The organism is Microvirga sp. 2MCAF38 (assembly GCF_052115485.1).
GTDB lineage: Bacteria > Pseudomonadota > Alphaproteobacteria > Rhizobiales > Beijerinckiaceae > Microvirga.
Genome location: NZ_JBFRGU010000003.1, coordinates 34627 through 49717, shown reverse-complemented (window position 1 = coordinate 49717; position 15091 = coordinate 34627). Strand labels below are relative to the sequence as shown.

At 60.2% G+C, this 15091-nt stretch carries 14 protein-coding genes; 9 read left to right on the top strand and 5 right to left on the bottom strand.

Translation table 11 applies throughout. The features are described from left to right. The first annotated feature begins 65 nt into the window (after positions 1–65). The 4 genes from AB4072_RS07155 to AB4072_RS07140 all read left to right on the top strand — a co-directional run bounded on the left by AB4072_RS07155 (position 66) and on the right by AB4072_RS07140 (position 3892). A complete protein-coding gene (locus tag AB4072_RS07155; protein ID WP_441966648.1) occupies positions 66–1067 on the top strand; it encodes a mitochondrial fission ELM1 family protein in 1002 nt (333 codons plus the stop codon). Continuing rightward, positions 1067–2029 carry a thioredoxin-disulfide reductase gene (gene trxB / locus AB4072_RS07150; RefSeq protein WP_441966647.1) on the top strand — a complete coding sequence of 321 codons (963 nt, stop codon included), beginning with the start codon at positions 1067–1069 and terminating at the stop codon, positions 2027–2029. The genes AB4072_RS07155 and trxB overlap by 1 nt, the downstream gene beginning before the upstream one ends. A gap of 110 nt (positions 2030–2139) precedes the next feature. Further along, positions 2140–3030, top strand: coding sequence for a LysR family transcriptional regulator (locus AB4072_RS07145; RefSeq protein WP_441966645.1), 891 nt, complete (start codon positions 2140–2142; stop codon positions 3028–3030). A gap of 607 nt (positions 3031–3637) precedes the next feature. Then, entirely contained in the window at positions 3638–3892 is a 255-nt protein-coding gene (locus tag AB4072_RS07140) for a hypothetical protein (protein WP_441966644.1), read from the top strand. A 31-nt stretch (positions 3893–3923) separates the two neighbouring features. Here the strand turns inward: AB4072_RS07140 and AB4072_RS07135 are convergent, their stop codons facing one another. The 5 genes from AB4072_RS07135 to AB4072_RS07115 form a co-directional block, all read right to left on the bottom strand. Further along, positions 3924–5642 carry an AMP-binding protein gene (locus AB4072_RS07135; protein WP_441966642.1) on the bottom strand — a complete coding sequence of 573 codons (1719 nt, stop codon included), beginning with the start codon at positions 5640–5642 and terminating at the stop codon, positions 3924–3926. Positions 5643–5801: 159 nt separating this feature from the next. Then, positions 5802–7844 (bottom strand): elongation factor G, encoded by a 2043-nt coding sequence (locus tag AB4072_RS07130; RefSeq protein ID WP_441966641.1) that lies wholly within the window; start codon positions 7842–7844, stop codon positions 5802–5804. A gap of 177 nt (positions 7845–8021) precedes the next feature. After that, positions 8022–8492, bottom strand: coding sequence for a DUF992 domain-containing protein (locus AB4072_RS07125; RefSeq protein ID WP_441966640.1), 471 nt, complete (start codon positions 8490–8492; stop codon positions 8022–8024). Between the two features lie 94 nt (positions 8493–8586). Next, positions 8587–8907, bottom strand: coding sequence for a hypothetical protein (locus tag AB4072_RS07120; RefSeq protein WP_441966639.1), 321 nt, complete (start codon positions 8905–8907; stop codon positions 8587–8589). A 10-nt stretch (positions 8908–8917) separates the two neighbouring features. Next, positions 8918–10120, bottom strand: a complete 1203-nt coding sequence (locus AB4072_RS07115; RefSeq protein ID WP_441966638.1) for a pyridoxal phosphate-dependent aminotransferase — start codon at positions 10118–10120, stop codon at positions 8918–8920. 120 nt (positions 10121–10240) lie between these two features. Between AB4072_RS07115 and AB4072_RS07110 the strand changes: the two genes are divergently transcribed. From AB4072_RS07110 to AB4072_RS07090, 5 genes are all read left to right on the top strand, one after another. Continuing rightward, positions 10241–11227 carry a Bug family tripartite tricarboxylate transporter substrate binding protein gene (locus tag AB4072_RS07110; RefSeq protein WP_441966637.1) on the top strand — a complete coding sequence of 329 codons (987 nt, stop codon included), beginning with the start codon at positions 10241–10243 and terminating at the stop codon, positions 11225–11227. 126 nt (positions 11228–11353) lie between these two features. Beyond that, entirely contained in the window at positions 11354–11554 is a 201-nt protein-coding gene (locus tag AB4072_RS07105; protein ID WP_441966636.1) for a hypothetical protein, read from the top strand. Positions 11555–11643: 89 nt separating this feature from the next. Further along, on the top strand, positions 11644–12780 hold the full coding sequence (locus AB4072_RS07100) for a PQQ-dependent sugar dehydrogenase (protein WP_441966635.1): 1137 nt from the start codon (positions 11644–11646) through the stop codon (positions 12778–12780). A 191-nt stretch (positions 12781–12971) separates the two neighbouring features. Next, positions 12972–13418, top strand: coding sequence for a MarR family winged helix-turn-helix transcriptional regulator (locus AB4072_RS07095; RefSeq protein ID WP_441966634.1), 447 nt, complete (start codon positions 12972–12974; stop codon positions 13416–13418). A gap of 90 nt (positions 13419–13508) precedes the next feature. After that, positions 13509–15077 (top strand): MFS transporter, encoded by a 1569-nt coding sequence (locus tag AB4072_RS07090; protein WP_441966632.1) that lies wholly within the window; start codon positions 13509–13511, stop codon positions 15075–15077. Positions 15078–15091 lie beyond the last annotated feature (14 nt).

The window sequence follows — 15091 nt, the reverse complement described above, 5'->3', positions numbered from 1 at the left end:
GTGCGCCTCTTACTCGCAACGTTCTTGATGAACTCCACAGACACATTGATCAAATGTTGCGCAATATGACGGGCTTGACCTGCTGGGTCTTGACTGACGGCAAGGCCGGTGACGAACAGCCAGCCATTGGCATGGCCGAAGCCCTCGGTTTCGACCCCGAAATTCGCCGGGTTCGCCCCCGCGCGCCCTTTACCTGGCTGATGCCATGGGGACCGATTGATCCGCAGGAAAAACCGGGTGCGCCCAACAGCCCCATCGCGCCCCCCTTCCCGGATATCGTCATTGCCTCCGGCCGCCGCGCCGTTTCCTATCTGCGCTACGTCAAGCACGCTTCAGGCGGCCGGACCTACACCGTCTTTCTCAAAGACCCTCGCACTGGCTCGGCGAGCGCCGACTTCATCTGGGTGCCGCAGCATGATCCTCTTCGAGGTCGGAATGTGCTTGTGACCCTGACCCCACCTCACCGGATCTCGACGGAACGCCTTGAAGCGGCTCGTGCCCATCCCGATCCGCGTCTTACCGGCCTGCCCCATCCGCGCATCGCGGTGCTCGCCGGCGGCGGCAGTCGGCATCACCAGTTCACCCAGGCCGATACCGCGCGCTTCATGAAACAGTTGTTGGCGCTCGCGGCAACTGGAGCGAGCCTCATGATCACGGCCTCACGCCGGACGCCCGACTCTCTGCGTGATTCCCTCATCGCTATAGCGAAGCGCCATAATGGTTTCTTCTGGGACGGGAGCGGCGACAACCCTTACATCGCCCTGCTGGCGCTGGCTGATTCCATTGTTGCGACGGCCGATTCTTTCAACATGATCGGTGAAGCTGCGGTGAGCGGCGTGCCTATCCTCGTGTTCGAGCCAAGCGGCGGGCACCCGAAGCTCGACGCCTTCATGGAAGGCCTGAAAGCGGAGGGAATTGTGCATCCCTTTACAGGCTGTCTTGAAGGCGAGCCCTATAAGCCCTTAAATTCAACTCCTCATATTGCGGAAGCCATAGCCCACGGTTTGGCCCGCCACCGCCGCGCTCTCGGTTTGCCGGAGGCGGATCTATTACCGGAGACACATTGATGGCCCACATTCACGCCAAGCTCATGATCATCGGATCCGGGCCGGCGGGCTACACGGCAGCGATCTATGCCGCGCGGGCCCTTCTCAACCCGGTGCTGATCTCCGGCTTCCAGCCCGGCGGCCAGTTGATGATCACCACCGATGTGGAAAATTATCCCGGTTACGCCGACGTGATCCAGGGCCCATGGCTCATGGAGCAGATGCGCCTTCAGGCCGAGCATGTGGGCACTCACATGATATCCGACCACGTGGTCAAGGTGGATCTGAGCCAACGGCCGTTCAGGATCGAAGGCGATTCCGGCGACACCTATAGCTGCGACGCGCTGATCGTTTCGACGGGTGCGCAGGCGAAATGGCTGGGGCTCCCCTCCGAAGGCAAGTTCCAGGGCTTCGGCGTATCGGCCTGCGCCACCTGCGACGGTTTCTTCTTCCGGGGCAAGGAAGTGGTGGTTGTCGGCGGCGGCAACACAGCGGTCGAAGAAGCGCTTTATCTCGCCAATCTCGCCAGCAAGGTCACCCTCGTCCATCGCCGCGACAGCCTTCGCGCCGAGCGAATCCTGCAGGACCGCCTTTTCAAGCATCCGAATGTCGAGATCATCTGGAATACGGCCGTCGAAGAAATCTGCGGTAGCGAAAATCCCTCCTCCGTTACACATGTGCGTCTTGAAAACCTGGTCACAAGCAAGGTTTCGGAGCTGAAGACTGATGGCGTGTTCATCGCCATCGGGCACAAGCCGTCCACCGAGCTTTTCGTCGGCCAACTCGACATGAAACACGGTGGCTATCTGCGTACCGAGCCTGGCTCGACCAATACCAACATCCCTGGCGTCTTCGCGGCTGGGGACGTTACTGACGACGTCTATCGTCAGGCAGTCACCGCCGCGGGCATGGGTTGCATGTCGGCTCTGGAGGCCGAACGCTACCTCGCCGCGTTGGAAGAAACGCGCGACGCTGCGGAATAACGGTGGGACAACCCACCGCCTCGGGTAGAATTCCTATGGCCTGTGCCCGGCCGATGATAAATTATAAGAGAGATCCCGTCCCTTGAAGGCGGGAGATCAGGGGAACGACCGTGGATTGGGACAAGATCCGGATTTTCTACACCGTCGCCGAAGCCGGCAGCTTCACCCGAGCAGGCGACGATCTCGGATTGAGCCAATCGGCGGTCAGCCGACAGATCAGCGCCCTCGAGCGCGAATTGAAAGCTCCTCTCTTCCACCGTCATGCACGCGGCCTGATTCTGACTGAGCAGGGAGACCTGCTCTTTCGGGCGGCGCGCGACATGCGTATGCGCCTGGAGACCACGAAGGCACGACTCGTCGACACGAGCGAGCGACCCTCAGGCGAATTGAAAGTGACGACGACGGTCGGCCTCGGCTCGATCTGGCTGGCACAGCGCATCAGCGAGTTCCTGGACCTTTACCCCGATGTGCGGGTCGAACTCATCTTAACCAACGAGGAACTGGACCTCGCCATGCGGGAGGCAGACGTCGCCATCCGCTTGCGTCGCCCGGCTCAGCCCGACCTGATCCAGCGTCGCCTCTTTACCGTGCATTTCCATGTCTACGCGTCGAACGACTACATCAAGCGCTTCGGCGAGCCGAAGACCCTGGAGGATCTCGACGAGCATCGCATCATCTCGTTCGGCGGCGACCAGCCGTCCTATCTGCTGTCGGTCCACTGGCTCTCGACCGCCGGCCGCGAAGGTCGCGAACCGCGCCAATATCACTATGTCGTGAACAACATAACGGCCTTGAAGATCGCCGTGGAAACGGGAGCCGGCATCGCCGTGCTGCCGGACTACGCAGTGGTCGGCAATCCGAACCTCACGCAGATCCTGCGCGATATCGAAATGCCGTCACTGGACAGCTATCTCGTCTATGCCGAAGAAATGCGCTCCGTGGCGCGCGTCCAAGCTTTCCGCGACTTTCTCATCAACAAGGCTCAGCGCTGGACCTTCTAGCCCTAGAGCGAAACAATATGTCGATTCTGTCGGTCAAGCTCGATGGCTCAACCGTAACAAGCATTTTTATGACATAGCCATGCATTCAGTGCAGCCCTTTCATGAGGCATGCTGCGTTGCAAAAGAGCACGATGCAGTCGATATGAGCATTGGCTGATTTCAGACGGCGCCGCTACTTCCTCCCAGCGATGCCGTTTCGGCCGTTCCCTCTGGAAGGTTTTGACGTTTGTCAGAACTTTGACTTAGCCGGGCCTCGTGCCCGGCTTTTTTCTTTTTAGCTTATGCCCGCCGATCGGATTCGCGCGCTTTGTCGCCGCATTCGGTCGTGACACAGTTTGATGAGGATAAGGCGCAGGCTCTCCCTCCCCCTTGTGGGGAGGGATGAAGGGTGAGGGTGGTCTGACCGGGTGAAACTTTCAGACGTCTGGCGCTGTAGCAGCCTTCCTGCTTATCGGATCACAGGCAATACTCTGACTTTTCAACCCCCACCCCTACCCCTAAGGGGAAGGGAAGAGCGCGGATCAAACTGAGTCACTACCCCGCATTCCCTTATCGCCGGCCACTCACATTGGTGGCATAATGCTTGGCGATTCTGGAGGAGCGGGCCATGCTGCGAACCTCTCTCGTCGTCGCCCTGTTTGCCGCGAGTGTTTTTCCTGCCACCGCGCTGGAGCGGCCGAATATCCTGAGTGTCCAGTCCCCCGCCCCGGTAAAGTGCTATTGCCGCGCACAAGGCCGCACCTTCACGCAGGGCGAGAAGACCTGCCTGCCCACGCCGCAGGGCGGCCGGATGGCTGAGTGCGATATCGCGGTCAACGTGATGTCGTGGCGCTTCACCGAACAGGTCTGCCCGGTTTCGTGACAGCGAAGGGTCGGGAACATCAGCGTGCCGATTAGGCGCCTTTCGCCACCTCTTCCTTCAACGCGCGCCGCAGAACCTTTCCGACATTGGTTTTCGGCAAGGACGTGCGGAACTCGATCCGGCGCGGCACTTTGTAGGCTGTGAGATTTTCACGGCAGAAGTCGCGCAGGGCCTCCGCGGTCAGCGTCTCGTCCTTGCGCACCACGTAGGCAGCGACGATTTCACCGGAATCGTCTTTCAGACCGATGACCGCCGCTTCCAGGACGCCGGGATGGCTTACAAGAACCTCCTCGACCTCGTTCGGATACACGTTGAACCCAGAGACGATAATCATGTCCTTGATTCTGTCGACGATCTTCACCCCGCCGTCAGGCAGCATGACGCCGATATCGCCCGATCGGAAATAGCCGTCCGAGGTCATGACCTTCGCTGTCTCGTCCGGACGCTTCCAGTATCCGGCCATGACTTGCGGCCCCTTGATACAGATTTCGCCGCGCTCCCCCAAGGGGACCGTCGCCCCCTCCATTGAGCGGATCGAGATACTGGTCGAAGGCAACGGGTAACCGACGGTGCCGGTGAACTCCTTGATATCGAGTCGGTTCGCGCACGCGACGGGCGAGGTCTCGGATAGACCATATCCCTCGATGATCGGCTTCCCGCTGATCTCCTTCCACATCTTCGCGACCGTTTCCTGGGCCGCCATGCCACCCGCAACGGACATGACGAGATTGGAGAAATCGACATCGCGAATGCCGGGCGCGTGGGCCAAGGCGTTGTAGAGCGTGTTGACGCCGGACATGAGTGTGAACGGGCGCGTTTTGAGCGTCTTCACGAAACTCGAAATATCGCGTGGGTTGGTGATGAGAAGCTGGCAGCCGCCAATCCGCAACATCAGCAACGCGCAGACGGTAAGTGCGAAAATGTGATAGAGCGGCAGCGCGGTCACCATTACATGGTCGTTGCGCCCACCGAAAAACGGCACCATCCAGGCTTCGCATTGCAGAACGTTGGCCGCGACGTTGCGGTGCAAGAGGACCGCCCCTTTCGCAACACCCGTCGTTCCGCCGGTATATTGCAGGAATGCGACGTCGTCCGGCGAAACCGCGACGGGCATCGGCGCCGTTTTTGCGCCCTCGGACATGACTCGCTTGAAGGACAATGCATTCGGGATAACGAAGGGTTTCACCGCTTTTTTGATGTAGCGAGAGACCAGGTTCACCACTGAGCCCTTGAGGCCGAGAAGATCACCCGGCGCAACGATGACGATTTTGTCGACCCTCAAATTCGGCAGCACCTCTTCGACGGTCGCCGCAAAATTCTCGAGAACGAATATGATCCGGGCCCCTGAATCCTCGATCTGATGCTCCAACTCGCGTGGTGTATAGAGCGGATTGACGTTCACCACCGTGTAGCCGGCGTTCAAGATCCCGTAGAGGATCGCCGGGAACGCCATGACGTTCGGCATCATAAGCGCGATGCGGTCACCTTTCTGGAGCCCCTGCTTTCGCAGCCATGAACTGACCGCGTCCGCCCGCCGCGCGAGCTCCCCGTAGGTCATACGTGTCCCGAAGCTTTCGACCGCCGGGCGATCCGCATACGCGGAGACGGCTGCCCGGAAGATGTCGGCAAGCGATCCGATCGTGCTTTCGTCAATGGTCGAAGGGACACTCGGCGGATAGGACTTGAGCCAAGGCTTGTTCGAATCCTCAACCTGGCCCTCGAAAGTGGCTGCTGTCGTAGCGCTCATCATTCCTCCCTCGCGTGACGCGAGTTGTCATCCGGAGATTATCGCTTCTCCATGATTGTAAATTGGCGCGTCGGCGACGGTTTGTCGATGGGCGCGGACAAGGCACTCGCTCGACCTTTGGTCGACCGGGCGAGTGCCTTGTTTTGCGAACGTGAACAGGCGCTAGTGGGTATGCGCCCGAACAGCCGCCTCGGCCGGGCGTCCGCTCAATTCGGCCATATGGTCGAATCGCGTCCGGAAAGTACCTACGCCGGACGTCGCGGACCGCAATTCGATGATCAGATCGCCGATCTCCGATTCCGGGATCGTCGCCGTCAACACGTCCCACCCGGTCCATCCCGGCCGCGAGTTGTAGCCAAGGATTTGGCCGCGGCGGCTCGTCACGAGACCCGTCGCCTTGGAAAGCGCATCTGAGGGAACAGCGATCTCGACCGACAGGATTGGTTCGAGCAGTACAGGTTTTGCCTTCGGCAAAGCTTCGGCGAGAGCCAGTTTGGCTGCAGCCTGGAAGGCGGCATCGGATGAATCGACGCTGTGATAGGAACCGTCCGTCAGCGACACACCAACATCCACCACAGGAAAACCGAGTGGCCCACTCTTGATCGCATCGCGCACTCCGGTCTCGACGGAAGGAATATATTGGCGCGGAACGACACCACCTGTGATGCTGTCTTTGAAAGCGAACCCCTCACCGCGCGGCAGGGGATGCACTTCAAGCAGCACGTCCCCGAACTGACCATGCCCACCAGTCTGCTTCTTGTGTCTCCCGCGCGCGGAAGCCGGCGCGCGGATGGTCTCGTGATACGCGGTTTGAGGTTTGCCCGTTTCCACCTCTACCTGAAAGCGAGAGGCAAGGCGTTCGATCGCGACGCGCAAATGCATCTCTCCCTGCCCATGCAACCGGATCTCGCTCATCTCGGGGCGCGTTTCCACCACGAGCGCCGAATCCTCCTCGACGATCTTCGCCAACGCTCCGGTGAGCCGCACATCGTCCTTGCGATCCTTCAAGCGCAGCGCAGCAGCATAAACCGGCTCCGGTGGCGCAACGGACAAAACAGATTCCGGCCGCACTTTGCCAGCGGCAAAGCTGTCACCGGTCCCAATCCCTTCCAGCCGACCAAATCCCACGGTCTCGCCCACCTTCGCCTCGTTGAGGCGCATCGTCGCCGAACCCGTCAATGCGAGTAGGCTTGCAATCCGCGTCTCGGCGCCGCGCGAGCCGACGACGGAATCGCCTTCGTGAAAATCACCGCGAAGGATACGCGCAATGGTGAGCTTCCCGCCTTGGCCGGAGTGCAGCGTCTTCATTACTTGCGCCAACGGCGGACCGTTAGACGCAATGCCGAGACGCGCGCAGGTATCGCCCAAGGTGGGCGCTTCGTGGCGCAAGGCCTTCAGGAGCCGTGTCACGCCATAACCACGCTCAGCCGAACCGATGAGAGCAGGCACCACGTGCCGCTCCTTCAACTCGCGCGCCAAATCATCGAAGACGCGATCGCGCGGCGGCTCGATCTCGGAGATCAAATCCTCCATCAGCGTATCGTCGTAATCGGCGAGCCGCTCCAGCATGGAGAAACGCGCCTCGCGTTCGCGCGATGCTTCATCTTTGGGTAGATCCACAATCTCGCTTGCCGCGTGCTCGCGATAGATGAAGGCGCGTTCCAGAGCGAGGTCGATGAAGCCGACCGCAATGCCATCCTTCCAGATCGGGATCTGGCGCAGCAGCAGCGGCGTGCGCGATGCGCGCTGCAACAATTCCAGCGTCTCGCGCAATCGGCGTGAGGCCGTATCGATCTTGTTCACGAAGAGAAAGCGCGGAATATCCGCTTCCTCCAACTCGCGCAGCACGATTTCGAGCGCGGGAATCTTACGCTCATCCGCTTCGCAAACCACGATTGCGGCGTCGCAGACGGGTGCGACGTTGCGCATGTCATGCAGGAATTCAACGGAACCGGGGCAGTCGACGAAGGTCATCGTCTGGCCGAGGAATTCAATGGTCGCCACGTTGGGTTCGACGCTCATGGCGTGGGCACGGGCCTCCGCGCTCCCGTCCCCAACCGCATCGCCCTTGACGACGCTGCCCGAGCGCTTGATTGCGCCCGTGCGCTCCAAAATGGCCTCGAGAAGCGAGGTCTTGCCGCTCTGGAACGGGCCAACGATGGCGATGCATCGCGGACCCGGCTCTGGTCTGCCGTTAGGTGCCATGAGAATCTCCTTCCCCTGCCCCCGTCAGCCGCTCCTTACCGGGGGCTCACCCCGAATGCTGTTCCTGCCGCAACGGAATGGCAAGCAGATTCGACAACCTCTCTGTCTCCAAAGCGTCGCCTCCCAATGGAAAACGGCCGGGAAAGCCCGGCCGTCATAGTCCAGGTAGAGGGAAAATTACCGTCCGGCGCGCAACTCCAGATCGCCCACGCCGACAGCCAGATTGAGACCCGTCTGGCCACTCACGGAAACAGGCTGCAAAGCGATGGATCGGTTGGAACCGCCGACCAGCACGTTCGCGCCAAGGCCTGCTCCGACCGTGGCTTCAGCGGTTGCGCCGACATACTGACCGGCCAGCGACCCGCGTCCCACGTCTCCGGCCGAAAACACGGCCCACACGATGGTTCCTTGCGTCGTCGCGCCGATGTCGAGGCCGAATTTACGGATCACGCCGGTATAGCGCTCGGCCATTTTGCGCCGGGGTTTGAAGGTGCAGGCGGTTGCCTTCTGGGAGCCGAGAATGAGACCGACTCCGCCGGAAACACTGCATGTAAGAACTCCAACCTGGCTTTGCTTTTGCGTCTGTGCTTCGGCTGAACCAACGGCCGCGACTGTAGCGAGGGCAGCGATGGCGAGGATGCGAAACATATTGATCTCCTGAGCGTAGCTGTTGTCAGGCGGTCAACGGAAAGAATGGAGGATGGTTCCTTCGACAGGAGAAGAGTCCTGAGGCAAGACTACTTCAGCGCGGTCTCTTTTGAGCTTCGGAGGGTATCGTTATCGCTTGTGAATCCTGATGTGCGCCGCGAGGCACGACCCGCATGGAGAAAATCGTCACAGAACCGGCTCGAAGGAGATTCATGGCAGAGACGATCATCTCCGCCAATCTCTCGGGCGTAACCTCATTGCCTTCGATGTCGAGAATGAAATCCCGCGCCTCGACATAGCCGCCATTGGTGAAATCGACACGAAAATCCGCCTTCACGCGATACGGCGAATGCTGGTCGAGGCGGTGAGGCGGGGCCTCGGGATCAGGAACGAAAACCCGAGGCCAATCGCCCATCGTCCAATACTCAGCGCAATGAGCCGCAGAAACGCTGGATGCGGTTGCAGGCCTCTTCCAAAGCCGTGTTCGACGTAGCGTAGGAAATGCGGAAGTTGGGGCCGAGACCGAAAGACGAGCCGTGCACGGCGGCGACGCCTTCCGCTTCCAGAAGCTCGGACACGAAATCCTCGTCCGTCATCAAGACCTTGCCCGAAGGCGTGGTCTTGCCCATAGCTTCCGCACAGGACGGATAGACGTAGAACGCGCCTTCGGGTGTCGGACACCTGAGGTACTTCGATTGGTTCAGCATTGAGACCACAAGGTCGCGGCGTTCCTCGAAGGCCTTCTTGAACACCTTGAGATGGTCCTGCGGGCCATTGAGGGCTTCCACCGCCGCCCATTGGGCGATCGAGCATGCGCCTGAAGTCTGCTGGCCCTGCACGAAGTCCATCGCCTTGATTAGGTGCTCGGGACCGGCCGCATAGCCGATACGCCAGCCGGTCATAGCATAGGACTTCGAAACGCCATTCATGGTGAGCGTACGATCATAGAGGCCCGGCTCGACCTGAGCCGGCGTGACGAACTCGAAATCGCCATAGGTCAGGTGCTCATACATATCGTCGGTGAGCACCCACACGTGTGGATGGCGCATGAGCACGTCGGTAATCGCCTTCATCTCCGCGCGAGAATAGGCGGCGCCGGTCGGGTTCGAGGGCGAGTTGAGGATGACCCACTTGGTGCGTGGGGTGATGGCGCGCTCAAGCGCATCAGGCTGGAGCTTGAAATTTTGCTCGATGGTGCAATCCACCGTGACGGCCGTGCCGCCACACAGGCCGACCATTTCCGGGTACGAAACCCAGTAGGGTGCCGGCACGATGACCTCGTCGCCCGGATTGATGGTGGCGAGGAGCGCATTGTAAATGACCTGCTTGCCACCGGTGCAGACGATGGTCTGCGAAGGCTTATATTCCAGGCCGTTTTCCCGCTTGAACTTCGCGGCGATCGCCTCGCGCAGAGGCACGATGCCGGCGACGGGCGTATACTTCGTCTCGCCGCGGCGGACGGCGGCAATGGCCGCTTCCTTCACATTATCAGGCGTATCGAAATCCGGCTCGCCGACCGAAAGGCTGATCACGTCCCGCCCCTGAGCTTTCAGGTCTCGCGCTTTCTGCGTGATGACGATGGTCGCAGACGGCTTGATGCGCGAAAGGGCGTCAGACAAAAAGCCCATGGGAATCCTCCATGCGGGGCGTTAAAATGCGCCGGTAAATGGCGGCCGGACCCTAGTCCTCATGCGTCGCTCAAGCAAGTAAAACGACCCGCTCATCTGCGAATTTCGAGGAGACGCCCCTTGCCGACAATATTTTCCGTCAGTCGCCGCCTCGCTCTCGGTCTCTTCGCCATAGCCACGGTCTTCACCGCGAATGCCAGCGCTCAGACCTTCCCTAACCGCGTCATCAAGCTCGTAGTGCCCTATCCGGCCGGCGGCCCGACCGACGTGATCGCCCGCATCGTCGCGGAGGAAATGAGCAAGGAACTCGGCCACAACGTCGTTGTCGAAAACCTGGCGGGCGCTTCCGGGGCGGTCGGCACCCGCAGTGTCGCGAAAGTGGAGCCCGACGGCCACACCATTATTTTCGGCAATAATCAGACCCATGGGAACAACATGTTCCTGCTGAAAGAACCGGGCTACGACGCGATCAAGGATTTCGCGCCGCTGGCGGGCGCCGGCGCCTTCGAGCACGTTTTCGTGGTGCCTAACTCTTTGAATGTGAAGTCGATCCAGGATCTGGTGGCTCTCGCCAAGAAGAATCCGGACAAACTCAACTACGGCTCGACCGGAATCGGCTCAGGCTCGCATCTGGCGACCGAATTGTTCATGGCGCGCACAGGCACCAAAATGACCCACGTGCCGTTCCGTGGTGCTGCCCCTCTCGTGACGGAGCTGATTGCCGGGCGCATCGACGTGTCGAACTCCACGCTGCCGAGTGTGCTCGGTCAGGTCCAGGCGGACGAGATCCGCGCCATCGGCATTGCGAGCCCGCAGCGCAACCCTCAGCTTCCCAATGTCCCCACCCTACGCGAACAGGGCATCACCAATGCGGATGCGGAATCCTGGGCTGCCTTCTTCGCGCCCGCGAACACGCCCAAGCCCATTCTCGACAAGCTCTCGACCACCATCGTCGGTATCCTCAACAAGCCTGAGGCAAAGGCGCGGATCATGAAACTCGGGTTCACCCTGAACGTGCGCGATCCCGAAGCCTTCAAACCCTATCTCGCGCAGGAAATCCAAACCTGGGCCGAAATCATCAAGGCCGCGAACATCAAGGCCGAATGAGGCCGGCGCCAGAGGGCGGAAGTGAGCGGCGGAAGGTGTTTCACTGCTTATCTTCGGCTTGGAACTTTCTCGTTTTGCACAGGTTTTCCACGCGCTTGTCACAACCAAAGCGGGGGTTTATCCAACATGAATCCGTCCTGGTCGCAGAAGAAGCGGCATCCCTCACGCCGTCTCTATCGTCTTGAGCGTGCAACAGAAACCAGGTTGACCGGCGTGCTGGCGTTGCTGATCGGGTTTGCCCTGATGTCCATCCTCGCCGGAACGGAGGCCCAATCCCGCCGGCACTATGCGGAGACGCCTTCCTATATCCACATCGAAGACCAGTAATCGTCTGTTGCAATTGACGCTTGTTTTCGATTGACGCTTGGCGCTGGTCGTCTAGCTCTTCGGCGAGACGATGATCGAAAGGTGTTCCGATGTGGTTTCGCGCCCCTGCCGTCCTGGCCTTCACCATTGCCTCCTTCACGCATGCCACGGCGCAGGATTCGCAACGCCTGCGCACCGACAAGGTGGAGGTGATTGTCGAAACGGTAGCGCGGGGCCTGCAAAACCCCTGGGGCCTCGCTTTCCTGCCTGACGGGCGCATGCTCGTGACGGAGCGCTCTGGCCGGCTGCGTATCGTCTCCCGCGACGGGAAACTCTCTGAACCCATCAAAAGCGTTCCGGCAGTCGTGGCACGCGGACAGGGCGGTCTGCTCGATGTGACGCTCGATCCGAGTTTTGCGCAGAACGGACTTATCTATCTCAGCTATGCGGAAGATCGTGGCGAAGGGCGTTCGGGGACGAGCGTCATGCGCGCGCATCTCAATATCGAGGCGAACGCTCTCGACAATCAAAAGGTCATCTTCCGGCAGGAGCCCGCTTACACCGGCACGAACCATTACGGCTCGCGCCTCGTGTTCGACCGCAACGGAAATCCCTTCGTGACGCTCGGCGAGCGTTTCGATCTGCGAGATCAGGCGCAGAACCTGTCGAACCATCTCGGCAAGATCGTCCACATCAAGCCGGATGGCGGAGCAGCCTCGGACAACCCCTTCCTCAATCGCGAAGGGGTGAAACCTGAGATCTGGTCTTACGGCCACCGCAATGTGCAAGGAGCGGCCATCAATCCGGCAACAGGCGAATTGTGGACGGCAGAGCACGGCGCGCGTGGAGGCGACGAGATCAACATTCCCCGCAAGGGCAAGAATTACGGCTGGCCAGTCATTTCCTATGGCGTCGACTATTCAGGCGCGAAGATCGGTGAGGGCACATCGAAGCCCGGCATGGAACAACCGATTTATTACTGGGACCCGTCCATCGCACCCTCCGGCATGACGTTCTATACCGGTGATCAGTTTCCCGCTTGGCGCAACAGCATTCTCATCGGCGCGCTCGCCGGAAAACTCGTGTCCCGCGTCGAGATCAACGGCGACAAGGTGACCGGCGAAGAACGCATGTTGCAGAATCTCGGCGAGCGCATCCGCGATGTGCGTCAGGGACCGGACGGGTTCGTTTACTTGCTGACGGATTCAGGACAAGGCCGCATCCTGCGTGTTCGCCCCGCCATCTAGACGGCTATCGACGATCTTCGCCCGGGAAATCACCATAGGCATGCTTCCTCTCGCCAAGGAAGCGCAGGCCGCGGAACAAACAATTCCTGTGCCATCGGAGCCGCCCACTTCGCAGCCCGAACATCGCCCCTTGCACCGCGAAGGAGAGTAAGCTATCTGATCATTAGTACACTATCAATATGCATGCTAACATGAACTCTTCCCAGTCACAGCAGACCTTCACGGATGAATTCGCGAAGGTGACGCGGCATTGGCGCACGGTCGTCGACGCCAAACTGAAGGCCATCGGCTTCACGCTGGCCCGCGCCCGCGCGGTGCGACTTCTCTCCCAGAAGACCTGCGGTGTCACGCAACGCGAATTGGCGGACGAACTCGAGATTGAGACCGCGACCCTCGTGCGCCTTCTCGACGGGCTTGAAAAACAGGGCCTGACCGAGCGGCTTCCCGTTCAGGACGACAGACGCACGAACCATATCGTGCTTACCAAGGCAGCGAGAAAGAACGTCGCCGAGGTCTTCGAAGTCGTGGACGATCTCCGACACGAACTTCTGAAGGATATTTCGCCTCAGGATCTCGAGACAGCGACCCGCGTTCTTCAGCAGATCGGCAGACGCCTCGAGGAAATCCGGTATAGCTGAGGCAGTGACCGTGAAAGCATCACCCCGGCTCGCACCATGAATGCCGCAACTCCCGCACAACGGGGTGCTGCGATGCCCGCTCCAGAGCCCATGCCTGCAGCGAGAGCGCTCGCCTATATAGCGGCGTCTATGATCCTGTGGCTCACGCAAGGACTGGGTCTCAACCTCGTCTCCGCCAATCTGCCCACCGTGCAGGCTTCGCTCAACGCGACGCCCATCGAGGGCGCGTGGCTCGTGGCTGCCTACATGGCGCCGAACGTGACGCTTTCCCTGTTGCTGGTGAAAGTGCGAATGCAATATGGCCTTCGCCTCTTCGCCGAGATGAGCATCGCGCTTTATGCGGTTGTCACGGTCCTCCATCTTTTCATCGACGGTCTGCATTCGGCCATCGTCGTTCGGGCAGCACTTGGCATCGCAGCCTCCCCCATTTCGTCGCTCGGCTTTCTCTACATGCTGGAAGCGTTTCCTCCGGCGAAGAAGATGACCGTCGGCCTCTCCATGGCGATGCTCGGCACGCAAATCGGCGCGCCTCTGGCGCGTATCATTTCGCCGAGTCTGATCAATGGTGGCGGCTGGCGCGAATTCTACATGATTGAAATCGCGCTTGCTCTGATGAGCTTCGCAGCCATCTACCTTCTGCCATTGACGCCGGCGCCCCGCGCCAAGGTGATCGAGCGGCTCGACATTGTCAGCTTCCTGCTCATCGCCGTCGGCTTCGGGTCGCTGGCGGTAATACTGAGCGTGGGGCGTCTCTATTGGTGGTTCGAGGCCCCTTGGATTGGCGTGACGCTCGCCGCCGCCATAGCGGCTTTCACCGCAGCCGTGATGATCGAAATCAACCGCGACAACCCTCTGATCGACATACGCTGGCTCCTGACACGCGATATGTTGCATTTTTCAGCGGTTCTTCTCGTCCTGCGTCTCGTGCTCTCGGAGCAGACAACGGGAGCGGTCGGCTTCTTTCAGGCGCTCGGCCTGACAAACGACCAACTTGTAACGCTCTTTTGCATCGTCCTCATCGCCATCCTTCTCGGCACGGCGGTCATAGCGATGACGACCCGGCCCGAGCGGGAAACATACATCCACCTGGTTGGGCTGGCACTGATCGCGAGCGGCGCATGGATGGATGCGCAGGCGACGAACCTGACGCGTCCCGTCAATCTTTATCTCAGTCAGGCGTTGATCGCCTTTGCCGGAACGCTCTTTCTTCCCCCCGCACTCGCGCGCGGCGTCATGGCGGCGATGCGGAAGGGGCCGAACTATATTCTGAGCTTCATTATCATCTTCCTGACAACGCAAAGCATCGGCGGCCTTCTCGGATCTGCCGTCTTCGGCACCTTCATCACCTATCGCGAAAAGTACCATTCCAATGTCATCGCGCAGGCGATCACGTTGGGAGATCCTCAGGTGCTACAACGGCTTCGCCAGCTGACGACAGCTTATGGTCGAGTGCTGACGGACAAAGCGCTTCTCAACGCCGAGGGTCTTGCACTTCTCGGGCAGCAGGTGACGCGCGAAGCCAATGTGCTCGCTTACAACGACCTTTTCCTGCTGATCGTAGCCCTGTCGCTCTTCGGCTTTTTCGCCCTTCTCATCCAGCTTGCATGGCGCGTGTTGAAGCCCGTCATGGAAGCCCGCCTCGAAACACGTCCAGCCTGATCGAACTGACGATT